Annotated in this window: 20 protein-coding genes; 6 read left to right on the plus strand and 14 right to left on the minus strand. The window is 69.4% G+C overall.

From position 1 onward, the window contains the following. Nucleotides 1-8: 8 nt before the first annotated feature. Nucleotides 9-365 (plus strand): peptidase inhibitor family I36 protein, encoded by a 357-nt coding sequence (locus JOD67_RS38745; RefSeq protein ID WP_205122632.1) that lies wholly within the window; start codon nucleotides 9-11, stop codon nucleotides 363-365. Nucleotides 366-473: 108 nt separating this feature from the next. On the opposite strand, the gene trhA is transcribed toward JOD67_RS38745, so the two are convergent. The 5 genes from trhA to JOD67_RS38770 form a co-directional block, all read right to left on the minus strand. After that, entirely contained in the window at nucleotides 474-1,163 is a 690-nt protein-coding gene (gene trhA, locus JOD67_RS38750; RefSeq protein WP_239554253.1) for a PAQR family membrane homeostasis protein TrhA, read from the minus strand. A 164-nt stretch (nucleotides 1,164-1,327) separates the two neighbouring features. Next, nucleotides 1,328-1,897 (minus strand): cysteine dioxygenase family protein, encoded by a 570-nt coding sequence (locus tag JOD67_RS38755; protein ID WP_239554254.1) that lies wholly within the window; start codon nucleotides 1,895-1,897, stop codon nucleotides 1,328-1,330. A 5-nt stretch (nucleotides 1,898-1,902) separates the two neighbouring features. Next, the gene (locus JOD67_RS38760; protein ID WP_205122633.1) at nucleotides 1,903-2,523 is read right to left on the minus strand and encodes a dihydrofolate reductase family protein; all 621 of its coding nucleotides are present in this window, start codon (nucleotides 2,521-2,523) and stop codon (nucleotides 1,903-1,905) included. Between the two features lie 240 nt (nucleotides 2,524-2,763). Then, nucleotides 2,764-4,407 carry an ABC-F family ATP-binding cassette domain-containing protein gene (locus JOD67_RS38765; RefSeq protein ID WP_205122634.1) on the minus strand — a complete coding sequence of 548 codons (1,644 nt, stop codon included), beginning with the start codon at nucleotides 4,405-4,407 and terminating at the stop codon, nucleotides 2,764-2,766. A 96-nt stretch (nucleotides 4,408-4,503) separates the two neighbouring features. Then, nucleotides 4,504-5,337: a GNAT family N-acetyltransferase gene (locus tag JOD67_RS38770; RefSeq protein WP_205122635.1), complete on the minus strand. Its 834-nt coding sequence runs from the start codon at nucleotides 5,335-5,337 to the stop codon at nucleotides 4,504-4,506. A gap of 72 nt (nucleotides 5,338-5,409) precedes the next feature. Between JOD67_RS38770 and JOD67_RS38775 the strand changes: the two genes are divergently transcribed. Further along, nucleotides 5,410-6,039 carry an FMN-dependent NADH-azoreductase gene (locus tag JOD67_RS38775; RefSeq protein WP_205122636.1) on the plus strand — a complete coding sequence of 210 codons (630 nt, stop codon included), beginning with the start codon at nucleotides 5,410-5,412 and terminating at the stop codon, nucleotides 6,037-6,039. Here JOD67_RS38775 and menD read toward each other — a convergent pair. Together menD and JOD67_RS38785 are read right to left on the minus strand one after the other, a co-directional pair. Next, a complete protein-coding gene (gene menD / locus JOD67_RS38780) occupies nucleotides 6,036-7,775 on the minus strand; it encodes a 2-succinyl-5-enolpyruvyl-6-hydroxy-3-cyclohexene-1-carboxylic-acid synthase (protein ID WP_205122637.1) in 1,740 nt (579 codons plus the stop codon). The two genes, JOD67_RS38775 and menD, sit on opposite strands and share 4 nt — an antisense overlap. After that, a complete protein-coding gene (locus JOD67_RS38785) occupies nucleotides 7,772-8,722 on the minus strand; it encodes an o-succinylbenzoate synthase (protein WP_205122638.1) in 951 nt (316 codons plus the stop codon). Before JOD67_RS38785 ends, menD begins: the two co-directional genes overlap by 4 nt. A gap of 98 nt (nucleotides 8,723-8,820) precedes the next feature. Here JOD67_RS38785 and menE point away from each other — a divergent pair, with 98 nt between their 5' ends. The 3 genes from menE to JOD67_RS38800 all read left to right on the plus strand — a co-directional run bounded on the left by menE (nucleotide 8,821) and on the right by JOD67_RS38800 (nucleotide 11,959). Beyond that, complete coding sequence (gene menE / locus JOD67_RS38790) at nucleotides 8,821-9,975, plus strand: o-succinylbenzoate--CoA ligase (protein ID WP_307782708.1); 1,155 nt, start codon at nucleotides 8,821-8,823, stop codon at nucleotides 9,973-9,975. Nucleotides 9,976-10,029: 54 nt separating this feature from the next. Beyond that, entirely contained in the window at nucleotides 10,030-10,881 is an 852-nt protein-coding gene (locus tag JOD67_RS38795; RefSeq protein ID WP_205122639.1) for an SMP-30/gluconolactonase/LRE family protein, read from the plus strand. 202 nt (nucleotides 10,882-11,083) lie between these two features. Beyond that, nucleotides 11,084-11,959: a 1,4-dihydroxy-2-naphthoate polyprenyltransferase gene (locus JOD67_RS38800; RefSeq protein ID WP_205122640.1), complete on the plus strand. Its 876-nt coding sequence runs from the start codon at nucleotides 11,084-11,086 to the stop codon at nucleotides 11,957-11,959. Here JOD67_RS38800 and JOD67_RS38805 read toward each other — a convergent pair. The 7 genes from JOD67_RS38805 to JOD67_RS38835 all read right to left on the minus strand — a co-directional run bounded on the left by JOD67_RS38805 (nucleotide 11,927) and on the right by JOD67_RS38835 (nucleotide 19,125). Then, entirely contained in the window at nucleotides 11,927-12,790 is an 864-nt protein-coding gene (locus tag JOD67_RS38805) for an NAD(P)-dependent oxidoreductase (protein WP_239554255.1), read from the minus strand. The genes JOD67_RS38800 and JOD67_RS38805 overlap by 33 nt on opposite strands. 5 nt (nucleotides 12,791-12,795) lie before the next feature. Continuing rightward, on the minus strand, nucleotides 12,796-13,485 hold the full coding sequence (locus JOD67_RS38810) for an SDR family oxidoreductase (protein ID WP_205122641.1): 690 nt from the start codon (nucleotides 13,483-13,485) through the stop codon (nucleotides 12,796-12,798). A 4-nt stretch (nucleotides 13,486-13,489) separates the two neighbouring features. Then, the gene (locus tag JOD67_RS38815) at nucleotides 13,490-14,371 is read right to left on the minus strand and encodes a cupin domain-containing protein (RefSeq protein WP_205122642.1); all 882 of its coding nucleotides are present in this window, start codon (nucleotides 14,369-14,371) and stop codon (nucleotides 13,490-13,492) included. Beyond that, the gene (locus tag JOD67_RS38820; RefSeq protein WP_205122643.1) at nucleotides 14,368-15,726 is read right to left on the minus strand and encodes an amidohydrolase family protein; all 1,359 of its coding nucleotides are present in this window, start codon (nucleotides 15,724-15,726) and stop codon (nucleotides 14,368-14,370) included. The genes JOD67_RS38815 and JOD67_RS38820 overlap by 4 nt, the downstream gene beginning before the upstream one ends. A 22-nt stretch (nucleotides 15,727-15,748) precedes the next feature. Continuing rightward, nucleotides 15,749-16,726: an alpha-ketoacid dehydrogenase subunit beta gene (locus JOD67_RS38825; RefSeq protein WP_205122644.1), complete on the minus strand. Its 978-nt coding sequence runs from the start codon at nucleotides 16,724-16,726 to the stop codon at nucleotides 15,749-15,751. A 100-nt stretch (nucleotides 16,727-16,826) separates the two neighbouring features. Beyond that, nucleotides 16,827-17,816 carry a thiamine pyrophosphate-dependent dehydrogenase E1 component subunit alpha gene (locus JOD67_RS38830; protein ID WP_205122645.1) on the minus strand — a complete coding sequence of 330 codons (990 nt, stop codon included), beginning with the start codon at nucleotides 17,814-17,816 and terminating at the stop codon, nucleotides 16,827-16,829. Next, complete coding sequence (locus JOD67_RS38835) at nucleotides 17,797-19,125, minus strand: M24 family metallopeptidase (protein ID WP_205122646.1); 1,329 nt, start codon at nucleotides 19,123-19,125, stop codon at nucleotides 17,797-17,799. Before JOD67_RS38835 ends, JOD67_RS38830 begins: the two co-directional genes overlap by 20 nt. A gap of 90 nt (nucleotides 19,126-19,215) precedes the next feature. On the opposite strand from JOD67_RS38835, the gene JOD67_RS38840 reads away from it, so the two are divergent. Continuing rightward, nucleotides 19,216-19,842, plus strand: coding sequence for a helix-turn-helix domain-containing protein (locus JOD67_RS38840; protein WP_205122647.1), 627 nt, complete (start codon nucleotides 19,216-19,218; stop codon nucleotides 19,840-19,842). Nucleotides 19,843-19,869 lie beyond the last annotated feature (27 nt).

Genomic DNA, 19,869 nt, shown 5'->3' on the forward strand with positions numbered 1-19,869 from the left:
GGCGTTCGATGCGTATTCGCAAGGCGGCTGTCGCCGTCGGAGCAAGCCTGGTCCTCGCCGCGACGACGACGTTCGTCGCGGTCGCGATCCCCGCGCAGGCGGCGGATTCGAGCTGCGCGCAAGGGCAGTTGTGCGTGTGGGAAGGCCCGAACTACACCGGCACGAAGCACGTCAACCCGCCGGTGACGTGCGAGGAACTGCCGTACGTCGTCCGTTCGGCGAAGAACTTCACCGACAAGCTGGTGAGCTACTGGTGGGGCGAGGGCTGCATCGACAGCGGCTCGACGAACGAGGCGACCTGGCCCGGCGAGTCGCAGCCCTCGTTCTTCTTCGAGCCGCGCGCTTTGGGCTGGTACATCGCCTAGCCACACATTGGTCGAGTCCGGCTCGCTCAGTTTCGCGGGTTCGAGAGCCATCGGCCTGTCAGTTGCATGACCGATGTGCTGGGAGCTTCTTCGACGAGCCGGACTCGACTAAGCCGTGCCGTAGAGGGTCAGCGAGACGCCGACGACGTGGGTGACGAACGCGGCGACGGTGAAGGCGTGGAAGACCTCGTGGAAGCCGAACCACCTCGGTGAGGGGTTCGGCTTCTTCGTGGCGTACACGATCGCGCCGGCGGAGTAGAGCAGGCCGCCGACGATGATCGAGAAGAAGATCGCTGCCTTGCCGTTGGCCCAGAAGTCGGGCAGCCAGAACGCGGCGGCCCAGCCGAGGGCGACGTACACCGGAACGTAGAGCCACCGCGGAGCGCCGAGCCAGAGCACGCGGAACGCGACGCCGATGAGCGCGCCGATCCAGACGATGCTGAGCAGGATCTTGGCCTGGTTGCCGTGCAGGAGTAGCAGCGTGAACGGCGTGTAGGTGCCGGCGATGATCAGGAAGATGTTGGCGTGGTCGAGCCTTCTCAGGACGGCCGCGACCTTGGGGGACCACTTGCCGCGGTGGTAGAGCGCGCTGACGCCGAACAGCAGGGCGGCGGTGACGGCGAAGATCGCGGTCGCGACCTTGGCCTCGACGCTCGGGGCGAGGATGACGAGTACGACACCGACCGCGACAGCGAGCGGGAACGTACCGGCGTGCAACCACCCGCGGAGCTTGGGCTTGACGGATTTGGCGACGTCACTGACCGCCGCTCCCAGGTCGGGAAGGTCGGGCATCTGCATGAAGGTGTCCTTCCCTGGGCCTCAGGCCCCGCTCTGGGCATATCTTACCCGTCGGTAACAACGGGCCCATCAGCGGGTTTGTTCCAGGGTGCGCCACCTTTCGAGCCCGCCGCCACCGCGCGTCCACGGCCAAGGGCTGACCGCGGGCGTGCGGCGGCTGCTGCCTAATCCACTGTCGGCGTATCCCAAGGCGACACGAACCACCGCACCGCACCGGTCTCGGGGTCGTAGGCGGGGCGGTTGAGGGTGCCGATGTTGCCGCCGTACACGTGGATCCCGATCGTCGGCACGTCACCGACGGCCACGACCGAGTGGACGTCGTCGTCGGTCGTGCAGCACACGGTCACCTGGCCGCGCTCGAACTGCTCCTCGCCGGCCGGCTCGAGTGGGCCGCCCTCTCCCGCGATCGCGGGCTTGAGGTAGCGGAACTCCCGCTCGGAGCCCGAGTACACGCCCGCGACGCCCCAGGTTTCGTGGCCGTGGATGGGGGTGCGCTGGCCCATGTTCCAGACCACCGACACCAGGCACCAGCTCTCGTCCGGCGCGAGGTAGAGCGGGTAGTTCAGGTGCCGCTCCGGCGACGGACGCGTGAACGCCGGCGGGAGTTGGTAGCCCGAAGCCAGCAGAGCCGACAGCCGCTCGGCGAGCAGCTTCGTGATCTCGTACTGGTCGTCGGTCTTCGCGAGCACGACCTCCACGTCGTCGATGAAGGCCTGCAGCTCGGCGTCAGGCATCGCGATCACCCCTTCAGCACGCGGTAGGTGACGTGGATGACGTTCTTCGCCGTACGCGACTCCACCTGCTCGAGGTGCTGCAGCGGGACGCCGTCGAACAGCCGGGAGCCACCGCCGAGCAGCATCGGCGCGATGTGCAGCCGCAGCTCGTCGAGGTGACCGGCGGCAAGGTACTGGTTGATGGTCTGTGCGCCACCCTGGACGCTGACGTCGCGGTCGCCCGCCGCCTCACGCGCCTGCTTCAGCGCCGACTCGATGCCGTCGGTGACGAAGTAGAACGTGGTCCCGCCCTCCATCGGCTGCGGCTCGCGCTCGTGGTGGGTGAGCACGAACACCGGGACGTGGTACGGCGGGTTGTCGCCCCACCACCCCGTCCACGGCCGGTCCCACTCGCCGCGGATCGGGCCGAACATGTTGCGGCCCATGATGAACGCCCCGGGCGCCGCCGCCGGGTCGATGTCCGTGGTCGCCGTGTCGTCGTCGTTGTACCAGCCGTGCAGCTTGTCGGCCCAGCCGTCGCCGCCGTCCTCACCGAACGGACGCTGCTCGGTCTGGTTGACCCCGGCCGCGTAGCCGTCGGCCGAGATCGTCAACTCGCTGGTCACCCTGCCCGCACCTGTGCTCATCGTTCTGCCCTTCTCGTAGCTCTTCGCAAAACTGCGTCCCTAGGACACTGTGTACCATAGACACAGTTTCAAGGAGTCGCAAGTCGCAGGTTCCGCGAGGTCCGATTCCGTGGTTTCGAGGTCCGTTTCCGCTGGGCTGGCCCGCTCCACGGCTCGTCCGTAATTCCACGATGGCCCAGGAGAGCCATGACGTCCAATGCCAGTTCCGCGGGCGACTCATCAACTTCGTTGATCCGACGCTCAGCGCGCTTCGACACTCACCTGTCCGTCGGACACGTGCAGGACGTGGGTGGCGTGGACCGCCTCCAGCAGGTGCCGGTCGTGCGAGGCGAGGACGATCGTCCCCTCGTACGCGGCCAGGGCCTGCTCGAGTTGCTCCACCGCCGGGAGGTCGAGGTGGTTGGTCGGCTCGTCCAGCACCAGTAGGTTGGCCTGCCGCGCCATCAGCAGCGCGAGGTCGGCGCGGGTGCGTTCGCCCGGCGAGAGCGAGCCGGTGAGACGCAGAACGTCGTCCGCCTCCAGGCCGAACTTCGCCAGCAGGCTGCGCGCCTCCGGTTCGTCCAGCGCGGTGACCGAACGGAACGCGTCAAGCAACGTCTCGTCCGCCGCGACGCCGCGGATCACCTGGTCGATCTCACCCACGACCACGCCGCGACCGAGGTGCCGCGTGCCCGACGACGGCGCCAACCGGCCAAGCAGCACGGAGATCAACGTCGACTTGCCCGAGCCGTTCGGACCGACGACCGCCACGCGGTCGCCATACCGGATGTCCAACGACACCGGGCCGAGCGTGAACGATCCCCGTGTCACGACCATCTCCGACAGTCCGAGCACTCGTTCGCCAGAACGTCGTGCCTGGTCGAGCCGAATCCTCAACTCCCATGGAGTTCTGGGCTCATCGACAACTTCGAGTCGCTCTAAGTTTCGATCGGCTTTAGCCGCCGACGCACCCATTCGCTGCGCTCCCGAGATGGCCGCGTGCCGGATGAACTTGTCCGTCTCGCCGCTCTTCTTCGCCCGTTCCGCACCCTGGCGCGCCCACTCGCGCTGCCGGCGCGCCTGGTCGACCAGCGCGTCGCGCTGCTCGGCGTACGTGTCGTACGCCTCCTGTGCCTGCGCTCGCGCTCGGGCTCTTTCCTCAACGTACGCGGCGAATCCGCCGCCGTAGACCTTCCCCCGCCGGCTGAACTGGTCGATCTCCAACACGTCCGAAGCGACCCGTTCCAGGAACGCGCGGTCGTGCGACACCAGCCCGACGCCGCCGTCTCGGCTGAGCACGAAGCTCTCCAGGCGCTCGAGGCCGGCGAGGTCGAGGTCGTTCGTCGGCTCGTCGAGCAGCAGAACGTCGAAGCGGGCAAGCAGAACCGACGCCAACGCCAGCCTCGCGAGCTGCCCGCCGGACAGGCCCTCGACCGGCGACGGCAGCCTCTCCGGATCGAGGCCGAGGTCGGCGAGGACGGCCGGCGCGCGAGCGTCGAGGTCGGCCGCACCGAGGTTCAGGTAGCGGTCGAGCGCGAGCGCGTACCGGTCGTCCGCGCCAGCAGCGCCGGCGGCGAGGTCGGTCGTCGCGGCATCGAGCTCGTTCTCGGCGGCCGCTACGCCGGTGCGGCGGGCGAGGTACGCGCGCAGCGTTTCGCCTTGCCTGGCGTCACGTTCCTGCGGCAACAGACCGACGGTCGCGGTCGTCGGCCGCCGGTCGACCGCACCCTCGTCAGGGGTGAGCTCACCGGCGGCGAGGCGGAGCAGTGTGGTCTTGCCCACGCCGTTCGGCCCGACGATGGCGAGGCGGACGCCAGGGCCGATGACCGCGGACACGCCAGCGAGCACGGCCTGCGGGCCGAGGTGAAGTTGGACGTCGCGAATATGAATAGTTCCGAGGGACATGACACTCCGGTGAGATGCGAGAACGAGCGGACACACGTGTCCGCAGGGTCGGCTTTCTCACCAGGTCACAAATGAACTCCTCAGTTGACGACAGGTTCAAGCATACGTGTAGACCTCGACATCGAGCACGGGGATATAGCCGATGGCCGCGTAGATCTTGTTCGACGTGGGGTTCGCGAGGTCGGTGTAGAGCGAGCAGGCCATCGAACCGTTGTCGAGCAGCAGCTGACTGACGACGGCGGTCAGCGCGGTCGCGTACCCACGCCCGCGGCGTTCTGTCGGCGTGTAGACCGGGCCCACTCGGCTGACGCCGGCGACGGGCTCGTGGGTGGCGACGTGGGAGACGTGCTCGCCGCCGTCCTCCCAGAAGAACGCGTGCCCGGCTTCGATCTTCGCGTCGATCCCATGGGCGGGGTCGAGCGGCGGACGCATGCCCACGTCCTCGTGGAACGCGACGTTCCACTCGACCAGCAGCTCGCGGTCGTCCTTCGTCGCGTGGCGCCAGGTGCCGGGCGGCGACGGAACGGGCGCGACCTCGTCGAGGCGGTGCAGCCGTTGGCGCGAGGTGACGACGAGTTCCTTGCCCGCCTTGGCGGACCAGCGCTCGGCGAGCGGCCGTACGGTCTCGACCGGGCCCGCGACGCCGCTCGAGTCGCCCGCCACCGGCCAGACCTCCTCGACCAGCGTGGCGACCGCCTGCTCGCTCATCGGCGTCGTGGTCAGCGGGAACGGCTTCGTCCGCATCCCCGCGCCGACGACCTCGTCACCGTCGAGGACCGCGACGAACAGCGGCTCCTCCCCTTCGCGAACACCGCCGCGGCGGGACCAGACGTTCGTCGTGATCATGTTGTGCCGGACTGGATCGGAGAGCAGGAACTCACCGGCCAGCTCCCAGAACGCGTTCGGATCACTCGTCGTCTCGCAGCGCATGCTCCACCCTGCCATTCCCACGTCGGCGACCGCATGGGAATAGAATCGGACCAGAGTCCGCTTGTGTCACACATGACCAAACTGCTGCACCTCTCCGCCTCGCCTCGGGGCGAGGCCTCCGCGTCGCTGCGGATCGCCCGGACGTTCCTCGCTGCCTACGCCGACGCCCAGCCCGACGCGACCGTCGAGCACTGGGACCTCTGGGACGGCTCGCTGCCCGACTTCGGCCCCGCCGCCGCGCACGCCAAGATGACCGTCTTCGCCGGCCAGACGCCCACCGGCGAGCAGGCGCGCTACTGGGCGAGAGCGGAGGAGACGTTCGCCCGGTTCGACTCGGCCGACCGCCTGCTGTTCAGCGTCCCGATGTGGAACGCCGGCATCCCGTACATCCTCAAACAACTGATCGACGTGATCTCCCAACCTGGCATGATCTTCGGCGTCGACCCGTACGATGGCTACGAGCATCTCCTTGCGGGCAAGGGCAAACGCGCCGCCATCATCTACACCAGCGCGGTGTGGGGACCGGACAAGTCCAGCGCGTTCGGCGTGGACTTCCAGTCCACGTTCTTCAACGACTGGCTGCGCTGGACCGGCATCGACGACCTCCGCGAGATCCGGTACCACCCGACACTCACGGGCGACCCAGACAAGGCCATGCGACAGGCCGAGGAGGACGCGGCCAACGCCGCAAGGAGGTTCTAGTCGGCGATCGCGTCGGACACGGCGGCGGCGAGGCGGGCGTGCAGGTCGCGGAGGCCCGAACGGTCCACCGGCACCTCGACGATCCGCAGACCCCGCGCGCGGGACAAGGCTCCGCGCAGCTCGGACAGGTTGCGCACCCGGGCGAACGGGGTCCGGGTCGCCGCCGCCAACGCCGCGAGGTCGACGCCGTGGGGCGTGCCGAAGACGCGGTCGAACGCGTCGGAGTACTCCGGCGCGCCCTGCTCGAGCGTCGTGAAGATCCCGCCGCCGTCGTCGTTCACCACCACGATGGTGAGATCCGGCCGCGCCTCGTACGGTCCGCGCACCAGCCCGTTCGCGTCGTGCAGGAACGTCAGATCGCCCACCAGCGCGTACGCCGGGCCGAGCCGGTGCACGAGCGCGGAGCCGATCGCGGTCGACACCGTGCCGTCGATGCCGGCGAGCCCGCGGTTCGCCATCACCCGGCGGTGGTCGCGCGGGTCGATCCTGCCCGCGTCGTCGACGAGCCGGTTGTCCCACGGCATCGCGGCGATGTCGAGGTCGCGGATCGGGTTGGACGAGCCCGCCACCAGCAGGCCGCCGCCGGGCAGCTGTGCCGCGACCTCGCGTGCGACGTGCAGGCCGGTCAGCGTCGGCTCGTCGGCCAGCACCTTGTCGACGGAGATCCGCGCGGCCGCGTCGACCGACAGCCACGCGGCGAGCCATTCGTCCGGCTCCGAACGTCCAGCCCCGTCGACCGTTCCCTCCAACGCCACGGTCGCCGCGATCAGCGACGCGTTGTGCCCCGGATCCGGCCACGACGGCCGCCGCGCGACCATCACCAGCTCGATGTTCTCGCGCGCCAGCAGTCGGGTGATCGGCCGCGACAGCGTCGGCCGTCCATAGACCACGACCCTTTCAATCGCCTGCGCCAGCCTCGTGTCCGCGCGCAGCAGCAGCTGGTACGGACCCAACGCGTTCGGCCCGGAACGCGCACCGCTCGTCGGCTCCGCGAGCAGCGGCCACCCCGCTGTTTCCGCGAGCCACCGGGCCTGCGCGTCCGCGCCGTCACCGGCGATGACCACGGTCCGCGGGCCGGCCTCGAGCCAGGAGATCCGATCGGTGACGAGCCGTTCGACCCGCGTCCACCGCGCTCCGTCGGGCCGGCCGTCGAGCGACTCCGGCCACGGGCGCGCCGCCGAGTCGTCGGGCACGAGCGGCTCGCGGAACGCGATGTTCAGATGCACCGGCCCCGGATCGCGGTCGCGGAAGCCGCGCGCGGTAGAGACGGCGCGGCCGACGAGCTCGCGCCAGTACGCGTTCTGGCCCGTCCGACGCTCCGGCGCCGGAACGTCGTGGAACATCCGGACCGCGTCACCGAAAAGTTTCACCTGGTCCGTCGTCTGGTTCGCGCCGACGCCGCGCAGGTCGCCCGGACGGTCGGCGGTCATCACGATCAGCGGTACGCCGGTGTGGAACGCCTCGAGCACGGCCGGGTGCAGGTTGGCCGCCGCCGTACCCGACGTACACACGACGGGAACCGGCCGGCGGCTGACTTTCGACAAGCCCAGCGCGAGAAACGAGGCACTGCGTTCGTCGATGCGGACGTGCAGCCGGAGCCGTCCCTCTTCGTCGGCGGCGTGCAGGGCGAAGGCGAGCGCGGCGTTCCGCGACCCTGGGGCGATGACCGCCTCGCGGACGCCAACCCGGCAGAGCTCGTCGACGAGCACGCGGGCGAGGGCGGTCGACGGGTTCACGCGAGCGCCTCCACCGCGGCGAGGCGCTCGGTCCAGCGCGCCATCGTTTCCGGAGCTGCGGCCGGAACTTCCGCAAGTTCCGGTCGAGCTACCGGTAAGGCCCCGTCGACCACGGTGAACGGCGCGTCGACGACGTCACCGGTCAGCAACGCACCGGTCGCGAGCCCGCAGGCGTACGGAAGTTCCGGCAGGGCGGCTGCAAGTGCCAAGCCGGCCGAAATACCTACGGAAGTTTCGAGCGCACTGGACACGACTACCGGTAGCCCGATCCGCGCGGCGATCTCCAGGCAGGCCCGGACTCCCCCGAGCGGCTGGACCTTAAGCACGGCGACGTCGGCCGCATCGAGCTCGACCACGCGGTATGGGTCGGCCGCCCGCCGGATCGACTCGTCCGCCGCGACAGGCACCTCGATGTGCGCGCGCACAACGGCCAGCTCTTCGACCGTGCGACAGGGCTGTTCGACGTACTCCAGCCCACCAGCCGCCTTGTCGAGCAGGCGCGTCATGCGGACGGCGGTGTCGACGTCCCACAGACCGTTGGCGTCGACGCGGATCCTGCCGCCCGGACCGAGCGCATCGCGGACGGCCTCGACCCGAGCCAGGTCGTCCGCCTCGGTCTGCCCCGGCTCCGCGACCTTGATCTTCGCGGTCCGGCAGCCGGCGCTCGCGGCGACGACCGCCTGGGCGGCTTCGGGGCCGACGGCGGGGATCGTGCAGTTGACCGGGACGCTCGTACGCACCGCCGCGGGCCAGCCCTCGTCGGCCGCCTCGCGAGCGGCGCGGAGCCAGGGCACGCACTCGGCGGCGTCGTAGTCCCAGAACGGGCTGAACTCGCCCCAGCCAGCGCGGCCGCGCAGCAGCACGCCTTCGCGGACCTCGATGCCCCGGAACCGGGTACGCATGCCGATCGCGAAGACGAGAGGGGTCCCGTCCCCACGCGTGACCATTACCGCAGCCTCCTGCTTCGTCCAGCCCGTGCCGTTTTGACCAGTGAAATGGTGATAGCGCTACAGACTGTCACGAACTCCCCTCGTAGCCTAGACACGTGACCGGGATCGATCGTGACCTTTACGTGATTGAGGTCGCGTCGACTCCGTTCGACGCACAAGCCGTGCTCGCGCCCTTACGGTCCGCGCTCGATGGCGGCTCGGCAGTCGCTCCGGTGGCATCTGGCCAAGAGCGGAAACGGTTGCTCGACGTTCTCGCTCCCGAGACTCCGCTGGAACTTCCGGGCATCGCCGCGATCCTTCCGACCTCGGGTTCGACGGGCGAGCCGAAGGCGGCGCTGCTGCCCGCGTCGGCGCTGCTGCATTCGGCGTACGCGACCCACGAACGGCTCGGCGGACCGGGCAGCTGGCTGCTCGCACTGCCACCGACGCGGGTCGCCGGCCTGCAGGTGCTGGTTCGCGGCATCGTCGCGGGGACCGAGCCGACGGTCCTCGAGGAGAAGCTCACGGCGGACTCGTTCGTCGCCGCCTCGAAACGCCTGTCTGACAGCACGCGTAGGTATGTGTCGCTCGTCCCAACCCAGCTGGCGCGGCTGCTGGCCGACGCCGCCGCGACCGACGCGCTGCGGTCGTACGACGCGATCCTGCTCGGCGGCGGGTCCACGCCGCCGAGCCTGCGTTCCCGGGCCGAGGAGGCGGGCGTGGCGGTCGTCCGGTCGTACGGGATGACCGAAACTTCCGGAGGCTGCGTGTACGACGGCCGCCCGCTGCGCGACGTCGAGGTCCGGCTCGACGCCGACGGGCGGGTGCTGATCGGCGGGCCGGTGCTGTTCGCCGGCTACCGGCTGCGGCCGGACCTGACCGCCGAGGCGCTGGTCGACGGCTGGCATCGCACCGGCGACCTCGGCGAGCTCGACGCCGACGGTGTGCTGCGGATCCTCGGCCGGGTCGACGACGTGGTGATCTCCGGCGGCGTCAACATCCCCTTGACGGCGGTCGAGCACGCGCTCGCCACCCTGCCCGGCGTGGCCGAAGCGGCCGCGGTCGGCGTTCCGGACGACGAGTGGGGCACGCGGGTGGTCGCGCACCTCGTGCTGCACAAGGACGTTCCGGCGCCCACGCTCGCGGCGGTCCGCGACCACGTGGCGGAGTCGTTGCCACGTACGCACGCACCTCGCGAGCTGGTCGTCATCGACAAACTGCCGCTGCTCCCGTCCGGCAAGGTCGACCGGCCGGCGCTGCGAATTCTCTGACCCTGTCGATCCGGGCCCCTGCCGTTCGTGTGAACGGTGACGAGGGAGGCTCCGATGAGCGACATTCTGGTGACCGGTCTGAAGATCGGAGAGTCCGCACGGTGGCACGATGGCCGGCTGTGGCTGTCGAACTGGGGTACGCACGACATCCTCGCCGTCGACGCCGACGGTTCGACCGAGGTCATGGCGCGGGTGCCGGTGACGATCCCGTTCTGCTTCGACTGGCTGCCCGACGGCACGCTGCTGGTGGCCGCGGGACCATCCGGCCGGGTGCTGCGCCAGGAGCCGGACGGTTCGCTGGTCGACTTCGCGGACGTCGGCGGTGGGCTGAACGAGATCGTGGTGGACGGTCGCGGAAACGTGTACGTCAACGGCGGAACGGACTTCCACCCCGACGAGGGCGAGGCGCCGGGGTACATCGCGTTGGTCACCTCGGATGGTGCCGTGCGCAAGGTCGCCGACGGGCTCGCGTTCCCGAACGGCATGGCGGTCACAGCGGACGGGTCGACGCTGATCGTGGCGGAGTCGTTCGCGGGCCTCCTGACCGCGTTCGACATCGAGCCGGACGGCGGCCTGGCGAACCGGCGCGTGTGGGCTAAGGCCATGGCCGACGGCATCGTGCTCGACGCCGAGGGTGCGGTATGGACGCCGTGCATGACCGCGGACGGCAAGCCCGTCTGCGTGCGCGTGGCCGAGGGTGGCGAACTCCTGGCGACGGTGCCGCTGGACCGCTTCGGATTCGCCTGCACGCTGGGTGGTGAGGACGGCCGCACGCTCTTCATGCTGTCGGCCGAATGGCGGATGGACGAGGGCTTCGAGCAGAACATCGAACGCCTCACCACCGGGCCCGAGACCGGCATCGTCAGCACCTGGCAGGCACCCGCACCCCACGCCGGCCACCCGTAGGCCTGTTGCGTAAGCCGGGGTGCTGGCGGAGAGACACCGATGCCGCTTTACCTGGCGAGTGGGTGCCCTACGCGGGGTGTATCCCACGTAGAGCGGCAAATGATCATGTGAACATGATCATTGGCCGGCTAGGGAGCCATCCAGGAGGACCCAGGAGCACCCAGGGTGGTGCGCGGCGGAGCCGAGTTGACAGGATGAAATCGTGGCGACTCCTGGTGAATGGTTCGAGGGTGCGCGGCTGCGGACCTGGTCGGCCTCGATCGCGCCCGTGCTCGTCGGTTCCGGCGCGGCCGCGGCGGCGGACGGCTTCGTGTGGTGGAAGGCGCTGCTGGCACTGGTCGTGTCCGTCGCGATCCAGGTCGGCTGCAACTACGCGAACGACTACTCCGACGGGATCCGCGGCACCGACGACCAGCGGGTCGGCCCGCTGCGTCTGGTTGGCTCCGGCGTCGCCACGCCCACAGCCGTACGGACCGCCGCGTTCGTCTGCTTCGCCGTCGCCGCCGTAGCCGGCCTCGTGCTGGCGCTCACCAGCGCGATCTGGCTGATCGCGGTCGGCGCGGTCGCGATCGCCGCCGCGTGGTTCTACACCGGCGGGGATCGCCCGTACGGCTATCGCGCGCTCGGCGAGGTTTCGGTCTTCGTGTTCTTCGGCCTCGTCGCGGTGCTCGGCACGACGTTCGTCCAAGTGGGCGGCATCACCTGGCCCTCGGTCGCCGGCGCGATCGCGGTCGGCGCGCTGACCTGCTCGCTGCTCGTCGCGAACAACGTGCGCGACATCCCGACCGACGCCGAGAGCGGCAAGCGCACGCTCGCGGTCGTCATGGGCGACGGGCCGAGCCGCCAGTTCTACGTCGGGCTGCAGGCGCTCGGGTACGTCGCGGTCGTCGTGCTCGCGGTCACCACCTCGTGGTGGGTGCTACTCGCGCTTCTCGCGCTCCCGTTGGCGATTCGGCCCATCCGGATCATGCTCAGCGGCATCACCGGGCGCGCGTTGATCCCCGTTCTGCGCGACACCGGCGTCTCCGAGTTGGCGTTCTCCGCGCTACTGACCGTCGGCCTCGTGCTGGCGGCGTAGGAACTCCGCGACCACGCTCAGATCGCGCTCCCCCAGCCCGTCGGCGAGCGCCTCGGCGGCGAGCTTCCGGTTGGTCGCCCGCTGGTCCATCCGCGCGCCGACCTCGTCCGCGAGCGCGCCGATCAGGTCGAGGTCCTTCACGACGAGCTGGAGCATGAACGCGGCGGGAGTTTCGGCGGGCCGTTCGAAACTCTCGCGCTTGTAGTGCACGAACGGCGCCGAGATCGCGCTGTTGGCGAACACCTCGTACGCCACCGCCCGCTCCACGCCGGCCTTCTCGGCGAGCACGAGCGCCTCGGCGACCGACTGGTTCAGCCCGTAGACGACGGAGTTGACCGAAAGTTTCATCGTCGCACCGGAACCCACGTCGCCGAGGTGGAAGATCCGGGTGGCGAACGCCGAAAGTATCGGCCGCACCTTGTCCAACGCGTCAGCCGGACCGCCGACGAGGAACGTGATCGCGCCCTGCTGGACGACCGGAACACTTCCGGAAACTGGGGCGTCGAGCAGCACGGCTCCGCGCTCGGCGACGAGCGCTGCTGCCTTCCGGACCGTTGCCGGCGCGACCGTGCTCGTGTCGACGACGATCGTGCCCGGGCGCAGCCCGGCGACGAGCCCGTCCGGGCCCTCGTACATCGCGAGCACCGCGGCGTCGTCGGCGAGCGACACCAGCACCACGTCGGCCGCCGCCGCGGCCTCGGCAGCGGTCGCGGCCACGTCGGCGTCGAGGCCCTTCGCCCTTGCTGGCGTGCGATTCCACACGACCACGGGATGACCGGCGCCACGCAGCCGGCCTACCATCGCGGCACCCATCCGGCCGGTGCCGATCATCGCGACTACCAGCGGATGCCTCCGTTGAGGTTGAGGTGGACGTCGTTCGCGGACGCGTTCTCCAGCAGGAACGCGACCGCGCCGACGATGTCCTTCGTCGCAGTGAGACGCCCTGTCAACGTCACCTTGCGGTGACCCTCGAGCACCTCCGCCGGCTTGTCGCTCCAGAACGGGGTGTCACCGACGATGCCCGGATGCAGTGAGTTCACGCGGATCGGAGCGAGCTCGACCGCCAGCGTCCGGGTGAGCCCCAGCACGCCGGCGTTCACGGTCGACACGGTCGTCGAGCCCGGGTACGGGCGGTCCTTCGCCAAACCACCGAACACCAGCACCGAACCCTGCTCGGACAGCCTGTCCTGCAGCGCGTGCACGACCTCGGTGTAGCCGACCAGCTTCATCGTCACCAGCTGCAGGGCCTGGGTCAGGTCGTAGGCGCCGACCGAGTTCGCGTCACGTTCGATCGCCATCAGCACGACGTGGTCGACCGCTCCCAGCTCGGCCAGCGCGGGCGCGATCTGCTCCGGCTTGGACAGGTCGAAGCCGAGCCCGCCCGCCGCGCCGAGCTCCGCGGCGATCGACTTGGCGCGGTCGGGGTCGCGGCCCGTCACGACGACCTCGCGGCCCTGCCCGACGAAGTGCTCGGCGACGGCCAGTCCCAGACCGGAGGTTCCCCCGACGATGATGATCGCGCCCATCTGGTCAGCTCCCTTCGAGGTTCCTGCGTAGATAGTCCCAGTCCCGCGCGAACCGGTAGGAGTGGCGGCGCGGCGGCATCGGTGCCTGGGTCTCCAACCAGCGCAGCGGACCGCCGGCGAGGTTGCGGAAGCTGTGCACGCACCCCACCCCGGCGAACGCCAGGTCGCCCGGCCCGAGCTCGTACCGCTCGTCGTCGAACGTCGCCTCCGCCGTGCCCTCGAGGAACAGGTAGACCTCCTCGAACGGGTGGTCGTGCGGCCCCGCGACGCCGTTCGGCTCGTACTGCACCATGAACATCGTCGACAGCTGCGCCCCGAGGTCGGAGTCGACCATCAGCTTCACGCTGATCCCGCTGTAGACGAGCAGCGCGGTCCGCATGCTCGCCGACACCGCGAGCAGGTCCTGGGTCTGCTTGGCCGCGTCGAGGTTCGCGGGGTCGACGTGGCCGAAGAGCCGGTTGCGCGGGTCGCGGACGTCGATCGGTGTCGCGGTACGGAACGTCAACGGTGGAAGGGCGAACGTGTCGCCGTTCGTTCTCGCCCGTGGCTGCGGTGCGAGCATCTCAGCCCACCGCGCGGCCACGGCGCCGTCGTTGCGCAGGCCGTGCGGCGTCCCGACCGGCAGCAGCCCATAGTCGCCAGGTCCGAGCGTCGTCGCGCTCTCCTCGGTCTCGACGATCACGGCGCCGCCCAGGACGTACACGCTCTCCTCGAACGAGTGCACGTGCGCTCCCACCGCGCTGCCGGGATTGAGCTCGCACAGCCCGAAGCCGGTGTGGACGGCGTTCGACTCGCCGATCGGCGTCCAGCGCCGGTAGCCGGCGGCGCCGTCCGTCGGTGCGAGGACGGCGTCGCCGGCGTGGAAGACCGCGTGCCTGGAGGTCATACCGCCGCGGCCGCCTTGTCCGCCGCTCTCGCGACGAGCCGCTCGCTGGCCGCTTCGACGAGCAGGCGTGCGGCTTCGGTGTCGGCGACCAGCTTGCCGCCGCGCTTGCGGATGACGCCGTCGACGATCACCGTGTCGACGTTCGAGACGTCCGCGCTGAGGGTGACGGCCGCGACGGGGTCGAGGACCGGCGCGACGTTGAGCGCTCGGGCATCGATGAGCACGAGGTCGGCCTTCTTGCCGGGAGTGAGCGAGCCCGTACGGTCCTCGACGCCGGCGACGTGCGCGCCGTTGATTGTCGCCAGCTCGAGCAGCTGGCGGGCGGTCAGCATCGTGTCGGGTACGTTCTCGTTCGCCTGCCAGGCAAGGGCATTGACGCGGGCGCGTTCGGTGCCGAACGCGGACCGGATCTGGGTGAACATGTCGCCCGGAGCGGTGGTGACGACGTCGATCGAGAGGCTCGGCCGCAGCCCGTACTCGATCGCCTTCATCACCGGCGGCCAGCCGTGGCCCATCTGCACCTCGATCTGCGGTGCGATCGAGATCGTGCCGCCGCTGTCGGCGACCAGCTGCCACTCCTCGTCGCTGAAGTAGCAGCAGTGGACGTACGTCGTGTCAGGACCGAGGAGGCCCAGATCGCTGAGCTGCTTGACCATGCCGAACCGACCGGCGAGCCTGCCCATCGCCACGTGGACGGTGATCGGGATGCCGAGATCGCGCGCGAGCGCCCACTCCGCACGGACGACCTCTTCCTGGCAGAAGCCCGGTCCGCGAGTCGCGAGACCCATCGTCAACCGGCCGTTGTCACTGGCGAAGTACGTATCACGGATGCGGCGGACGTCGGCTCCGGGGATGGCGAGCTTGCTCTCGAACCAGTAGTCGGCGAGCGAGGTGTTGGCGCTGCCGTACGCGTACTGGGCGCGGATGCCGGTCTCGGTGAGGGCCTGGATCGCGGCGTCGGGATGCTCGGGGGTGTTGTTGATGTGCGACCAGTCGACGAGCGTGGTGATGCCCGCGTTGAGGCACTCGAGGGAGCCGGCGAGGTTGGAGGCGTACACGTCCTCGGCACTGTAGAGCGGCGCGAACGTGTCGAGGATCTCGACGAAGTAGTCGTCGAGGGTCGCGTTCGGCGCGCTGCCGCGGATCGCGGCCTCCCAGGTGTGCCGGTGGGTGTCGACGAAGCCGGGTATGACGATGTGTCCGGCCGCGTCGATGACCTCGGCGTCGGCGTCGATCCGCGGTTCGACCGCGACGATGTGGTCGTCCTCGATCAGGACGTCGCCGCGCGGCAGGTCCCCGATCTGCTTGTCCATGGACAGAATCTGGCCACCCCGTACCAGCGTTCGTTTGGTCATGACGCTCCTTTGCGGCGTTGCCTCAGTAGGCCGCGAGCCGGCGAACCGCGTCGGCGACCTTCTCGGTGGTGGGCATCACTTCGGCTTCGAGCGCGTCGGCGAACGGCAGCGGCACGTTCGCGGCGGCGACGCGGCGGATAGGTGCGTCGAGGCTCTCGAAGCCCTTGTCGGCGACGACGGAGGCGACGGTCGCGCCCCAGCCGCCTTGGTACGGGTTCTCCTCGACGATGACGAGCCGGGAGGTCTTCTGGACCGAGGCGAGGACGGTGGCGAGGTCGAGCGGGATGAGGCAGCGGAGGTCGATGACCTCGGCATTTATGCCTTCCTGGCTGAGGATCTCGGCCGCCTGCGTGGCGAGCGGGACGGTCGACGCGAGAGCGACGATCGTGACGTCCGTCCCGCTGCGTACGGTGGCGGCCTCGCCCAGCTCGACGACGTGGCCGTCCGGGGCGGCTGGCCCCTTGGTCGCGAACAGGCCCTTGTGCTCGAAGAACACGACCGGGTCGTCGGAGCGGATCGCGGCGGCCATCATGCCGACGACGTCCGCCGGGTTCGACGGGGCCGCGATCTTCAAGCCTGGAACGGTGAACACCCAGTTCTCCACGGCCTGGGAGTGCTGCGCGCCGAAGCCGAGGCCGCCGCCGTTCGCCGTCCTGACGACGAGCGGGACGGTGACCTGGCCGCCGGTCATGTAGCGGACCTTGGGGATCTCGTTCGCCAGGTAGTCCCAGCAGCAGGCGAGGAAGTCGGAGAACATGATCTCGGCGACGGGCCGCATGCCGGTCATCGCCGCGCCCATCGCGGCGCCGACGATGGCCTGCTCGGAGATCGGGGTGTCCCAGACGCGCTTCGGGCCGAACTCCTCGTACAGGCCGACGGTGGTCTTGAAGACGCCCTCGGCCTTGCCGATGTCCTCACCGAGACAGACGACGGTCGGGTCGCGCCGCATCTCCCGGGCGATCCCCTCGGCGACGGACTCGCGATAGGTCACGTCCGCCATGTGGAGCTCCCGTCGGCGCTAGGGCTTGGGTCGGGGGCACCCTTGTCCCATAGGTTCGGACCGGGGGCACCCTCACCCAGTCCAAGCTGACGGCGAGAGGTCACGTCCGCCATGTGGAGCTCCCGTCGGCCCAGACGTCGGTGAACGCCTGTTTGGGATCTGGGGCTGGTGCCTGCTTGGCTGCCTCGATCGCCTCGGCGATGACCTGCTCGACGTCGGCGTTCACCTTGTCGATGGTTGTCTCGTCAATGCCGGCTTGACGGAGGTGCCCTGCCGCCTTCAGCAGTGGGTCTTTGGCGAGCCAGCTGTTCAGCTCTTCTTCGGTGCGGTACTTCGCGGGGTCCGTGCGGCTGTGGCCGTAGTGGCGGTACGTTTGGGCCTCGATCACCGTCGGCCCGTCGTTCGCGCGGGCTCTGGTGACGGCGCGGGCGAACGCGTCGCGTACCTGGAGGACGTCGTTGCCGTCGATGAGCTCGGCCGGCATTCCGTACGCGGACGCTCGATCTGCTGCCGGGTTGGCGACCGCCGTGACGGAGGCGATCGGCGTGTACTCCATGTAGAGGTTGTTCTCGCAGCAGAAGATCACCGGCAGCTTCCACACCGCGGCGAGGTTGAGGGCCTCGTGGAACGCGCCGATATTGGTGGCGCCGTCGCCGAAGAACGCGACCGCGACCTGCCCAGTGCCGCGAAGCATCGCCGACCACGCGGCGCCGACGGCCATCGGGAGGTGCGCGCCGACGATCGCGTACGACCCGAGCATGCCGCGGTCCGCCTTGGTCAGATGCATCGAGCCGCCCTTGGCGCCGCACAGCCCAGTGGCCTTGCTCATCAGCTCGGCGAGACACTCCTCCGGTGTCGCGCCGCGGGCGATCGCGTGGTGGTGGCCGCGGTACGTCGCGAACACGTAGTCGTCCGGTCTGAGCGCAGCGGTGGCGCCGACCGCGACGGCCTCGTGCCCGGCGGCAAGATGCGTGGTGCCCTTGACGAGTCCGGCCATGAACAGGTCGTACGCGGCCTTCTCGGTGCGACGGATCAGCGCGAGCTGCTCGTACATCGTGAGCAGCTCGGCCTCAGTCGGCGGCGTGGCCATTGCCGGATGTCCTTGTGGTGTTGAGATGTGACTGGCTCTCCCGCGTCGCGGCGAGTGGGCCGGTGGCGGTCCAGTACTTGCGGCCGGCGACGAGCAGCTCCTCGGCGGGGAACTTCGTGATGACCTCGCAGCCATCGGCCGTGACGACCACCTCCTCCTCGATCCGCGCGGCGGACCAGCCGTCCGCGCCGGGCCAGTACGTCTCGAGCGCGAACACCATGCCCTCTTGGAGAATCTCGGGATAGTCGAGGGAGACGAGGCGGCTGAAGATCGGCTTCTCCCAGATCGCGAGGCCGACGCCGTGGCCGTACTGGAGGGCGAATGCGGCTTCCTCGTGGGGGAAACCGAACTCTTCGGCGCGTGGCCAGACGTTCACGATGTCCGCCGTGGTGGCGCCGGGTTTGACGAGGGCGATCGACTCGTCCATGTAGTCGCGGCATCTCTTGTAGGCGTCGCGTTGCGCTGGGGACGCGCTGCCGACCGCGAACGTGCGGTAGTAGCAGGTGCGGTAGCCGAGGTGGCTGTGCAGGATGTCGAAGAACGCGGGGTCGCCTGGTCTGATCAGCCGGTCGGAGTAGACGTGCGGGTGGGGCGAACAGCGCTCGCCGGAGATGGCGTTGACGCCTTCGACGTACTCGCTTCCCAGGTCGTAGAGGACCTTGCTGACGAGGCCCACGCACTCGTTCTCGCGGACGCCGGGGCGGAGGAACGTGTAGAGCTCCTCGTACGCGGCGTCGACCATCGCCGCCGCTTGGGCGAGCAGGCTGATCTCGTCTGCTGTCTTGATGGCGCGCGCTTCGAGGAAGGTTTGCTGGCCGTCGACGACGTCGATGCCCTTGTTTTGCAGGGCTTTGAGGATGGGGAGCTCGATCAGGTCGACGCCGAGGGGCTCGTCTGCCAGGCCGTGCTCGCGGAGCTCGTTGGCGATCTTGGTGGCGACCTCTTCGGCGATGCCGGCGTCGGGGTGGAAGGCGCCTCTTAGCGTGGAGATGCCTGCTCTTGCGCGTTTTTCGCCATCCAGCCAGGGATTGTAGAGCTGGTGGTGCTTGGCGGCGGAGCCGAAGTCCCAGCTGATCGGTTCTTGGTGGCGTGGGAGGAGGGCGAAGCGGATCAGCTTGTCCATCGCCCAGGTGCCGATGTGGGTGGAGGTGAAGTAGCGGATGTTGGAGAAGTCGAACGCGAGCAGGGCGCCGAGGCTGGTGCGTTCGAGGCTGTCGTTCAGCCTATTGAGGCGTTCGTCGCGGAGGCGGGCGAGGTCGATGCGCTGCTCCCAGTCGACCGCGTTCGGACCGAACGTACGGATGGCCATCGCACCTCCCGTGGAGTACTTGGAACGTAGGCTCGCGGGTGGGCGCTGTCAAGTATTACTTAACACCTTGAACAGCTACACTTCACACTTGTGTCGCCCAGTGAGCTGCCGGCCGTCGGCGAACGGATCCGCGCCGAACGCCTCCGCCAAGATCTGTCGTTGCGCTCGTTGGCGCGGGAGGTCGGGGTCTCGGCAAGCATGATCTCCCAGATCGAGACGGGGCGGTCGCGGCCTTCGGTGAGCACTTTGTACGCGATCACCTCGGCTCTGGGGATCTCGATCGAGGACGTCTTCGACGCGGCGGAGTCCGCCGCCGTCCCAGTCGTCTCAGGCGGACCGCCGACCACGGTGCTGGAGGCGCTCGGCTCGTCTTTGGGCATGCGGTTGGGGCCGCTGGTGTCGCCGTCCTCGCGACAGGTCCTCGTCCTGGACTCCGGCGTGACCTGGGAACGCCTCGGCGCCCTGCCGCCGCACGCGACGGACTTCCTGCGGATCACGTACGACCCAGGCGGAACGTCATCGTCGAGCGGCGAGCTGATGCGCCACTCGGGCTCGGAGTACGGCCTACTGCTGAGCGGAGAGCTCGTCCTGACCCTGGGCTTCGACGAACACCACCTCACCCCCGGCGACTCCGTGTCCTTCGAGTCCTCCACCCCCCACCGCTACCGCAACGACGGCACCGAACCCGCGGTGGGCATCTGGTTCGTCACCGGGTAGGGGACGCAGCTCAGCCTGTGTATGAAA

This window comes from Tenggerimyces flavus (assembly GCF_016907715.1).
GTDB lineage: Bacteria > Actinomycetota > Actinomycetes > Propionibacteriales > Actinopolymorphaceae > Tenggerimyces > Tenggerimyces flavus.

Excerpts from the sequence above, each read along its gene's own strand:
- JOD67_RS38755 (WP_239554254.1), bottom strand. The coding sequence starts at position 1,897 with ATGCCTGACGCCGAGCTGCAGGCCTTCATCGACGACGTGGAGGTCGTG.
- JOD67_RS38835 (WP_205122646.1), bottom strand. The coding sequence starts at position 19,125 with ATGGCCATCCGTACGTTCGGTCCGAACGCGGTCGACTGGGAGCAGCGC.
- JOD67_RS38760 (WP_205122633.1), bottom strand. The coding sequence starts at position 2,523 with ATGAGCACAGGTGCGGGCAGGGTGACCAGCGAGTTGACGATCTCGGCC.
- JOD67_RS38775 (WP_205122636.1), top strand. The coding sequence starts at position 5,410 with ATGACCAAACTGCTGCACCTCTCCGCCTCGCCTCGGGGCGAGGCCTCC.
- JOD67_RS38820 (WP_205122643.1), bottom strand. The coding sequence starts at position 15,726 with ATGACCAAACGAACGCTGGTACGGGGTGGCCAGATTCTGTCCATGGAC.
- JOD67_RS38810 (WP_205122641.1), bottom strand. The coding sequence starts at position 13,485 with ATGGGCGCGATCATCATCGTCGGGGGAACCTCCGGTCTGGGACTGGCC.
- trhA (WP_239554253.1), bottom strand. The coding sequence starts at position 1,163 with ATGCAGATGCCCGACCTTCCCGACCTGGGAGCGGCGGTCAGTGACGTC.
- JOD67_RS38745 (WP_205122632.1), top strand. The coding sequence starts at position 9 with ATGCGTATTCGCAAGGCGGCTGTCGCCGTCGGAGCAAGCCTGGTCCTC.
- JOD67_RS38770 (WP_205122635.1), bottom strand. The coding sequence starts at position 5,337 with ATGCGCTGCGAGACGACGAGTGATCCGAACGCGTTCTGGGAGCTGGCC.
- JOD67_RS38795 (WP_205122639.1), top strand. The coding sequence starts at position 10,030 with ATGAGCGACATTCTGGTGACCGGTCTGAAGATCGGAGAGTCCGCACGG.
- JOD67_RS38765 (WP_205122634.1), bottom strand. The coding sequence starts at position 4,407 with ATGTCCCTCGGAACTATTCATATTCGCGACGTCCAACTTCACCTCGGC.
- JOD67_RS38830 (WP_205122645.1), bottom strand. The coding sequence starts at position 17,816 with ATGGCCACGCCGCCGACTGAGGCCGAGCTGCTCACGATGTACGAGCAG.
- JOD67_RS38785 (WP_205122638.1), bottom strand. The coding sequence starts at position 8,722 with ATGGTCACGCGTGGGGACGGGACCCCTCTCGTCTTCGCGATCGGCATG.
- JOD67_RS38805 (WP_239554255.1), bottom strand. The coding sequence starts at position 12,790 with ATGATCGGCACCGGCCGGATGGGTGCCGCGATGGTAGGCCGGCTGCGT.
- JOD67_RS38815 (WP_205122642.1), bottom strand. The coding sequence starts at position 14,371 with ATGACCTCCAGGCACGCGGTCTTCCACGCCGGCGACGCCGTCCTCGCA.
- JOD67_RS38825 (WP_205122644.1), bottom strand. The coding sequence starts at position 16,726 with ATGGCGGACGTGACCTATCGCGAGTCCGTCGCCGAGGGGATCGCCCGG.